The organism is Spiroplasma sp. Moj, assembly GCF_016082285.1.
GTDB lineage: Bacteria > Bacillota_I > Bacilli_A > Mycoplasmatales > Mycoplasmataceae > Spiroplasma > Spiroplasma phoeniceum.
The window spans coordinates 1-1,696 of record NZ_MQTY02000140.1; the positions used below are offsets into that span (position 1 = coordinate 1).

General features: G+C 27.4%; 2 protein-coding genes. One reads left to right on the forward strand and one right to left on the reverse strand.

Annotation, left to right across the window (positions count from 1 at the left end):
• Positions 1–150: 150 nt before the first annotated feature.
• Entirely contained in the window at positions 151–627 is a 477-nt protein-coding gene (locus BST80_RS05100) for an MBL fold metallo-hydrolase (RefSeq protein ID WP_415746258.1), read from the forward strand.
• A 69-nt stretch (positions 628–696) separates the two neighbouring features.
• Here BST80_RS05100 and BST80_RS05105 read toward each other — a convergent pair whose 3' ends face one another.
• Complete coding sequence (locus BST80_RS05105) at positions 697–1,527, reverse strand: hypothetical protein (RefSeq protein ID WP_415746257.1); 831 nt, start codon at positions 1,525–1,527, stop codon at positions 697–699.
• Positions 1,528–1,696 lie beyond the last annotated feature (169 nt).

Sequence of the window (1,696 nt, forward strand, 5' to 3'; positions counted from 1 at the left end):
CAATTATTTTAATAGGTTATGCAAGAAGTCTATTATTAATAATCAAAATGAGGCAATTATGATTGATGCATCAAATGCAACAAGAAGAGCAATTTAATATATTAAACAAAAAAATTAACCTTAAAAGCATTATTTATTACACATGGGCATATTGATCATTATGATGGCCTTGATAATGTTTTAAAAGAATATCCAGATTTAAAAATTTATATTAAAAAAATTGATTTACGATTATTGTCGCAACATAAGGTTGACGATGAGACAGGTGCAATTTTAGGTCCAGGAATTAATTATCCATTAACAAATATTGTTGCTTTAAGTGGTGATACTGTTGTTGAAGAAATTGGTTATCACATTGAAGTTTTTCATATTCCTGGTCATACCGCAGGAACTCAAATGTTAAGAATTAAAGCGCTAAATTTAGTGACAACTGGTGCTAGTTTAATGCCTGATAAAACAAGTCCTGGTTATACCGGAGCTATGTGTAATAATAATTACTTTATTACTGAATTACGTCGCATTACTAATTTAGATGCAAAATGGCATGTGTTACCTGGGCATAATAAACCATTTCGAATGGCCCATGCTCTTGCTGAAAAAGTAATTACAGTAGAAGAAAATGAATAAATTTCTAAAAGGGGAAAAGAAAAAGTAGAATCATTCTACTTTTTCTTTTCCCCTTTATTTAAGAAAACATTATTCTTGTGAGTAATGCATTACATAAGTGTTAAAATATAAATCTTGTGGTTCAAAACCTAGTTTTTGATACCAAGCAACTTGGTTATCTGGTACCACAATACCAACAGTTTGGTAATTTGCTTTTTTTGCTTGGTGTAATAAATGCATTAACATTTTCTTTTTATTTTCAGAATTATCATCATTGTCAGTAATTCTAATTACAGCGATTGTTGCTTCAAAAAAGAGAATCCCAGTTGTCATTGGTGTTTCATCTTTAATTAAGGTCACAGCATAGCAAAGATTGTTAACTTGATTTAATGTAGGATTAGGTTGTGAAGTTGGTAAATCTTTTAATGGTAAATCAGCATCACTAATAATTTTAAGGTTTGTTGTAGTTATTAATTTGGGTTTTTTTTCTTCGCAAAACATTGTTAGATCAGTTATCGGATTAAATTTTTCGTTTTTCAATAATTCACTTTTTGCGGTAAAAGTTTTTAAATCAATCATCATTCCAATTCCAGTTTGCAAATATGTTAAACCATTTTTTTCAAAAAATGAACATTCTGCTTGATTATTATCAACTGTAATTGTACACCAAATAAATGGTGTTTTTTCTGAATAATATTCATCAATAATTTCACCAGCTTTTGCAAATTGTTCTGATGTTGCTAGATGCGAACTAATAACACCATTAATACTATTTTTTAATTGACGAGTATCAATTTGATAAAAGAAATTGTTACTATCAAGTTTATTTTGTTGTTGTTCATTATCATGCTTTGGATCAACAGTATAATTAATATAATTTACAACCAACTGGTTTATTTTTTCACTATTAAAATTAAACATTTTGAATCCTCCTTTTACTTAGTTATAATTTTATCACTTTTTGGTGTTAGAAGAAAAAAATTTTAAAAAATAGATTTAAATTTAGTAAAATAGTAAGGAAATTATGAAAAATAAAATAATAATGCTGTGAGGTACCATATACATTTTAGANNNGNTNGNCTTTTAAAAA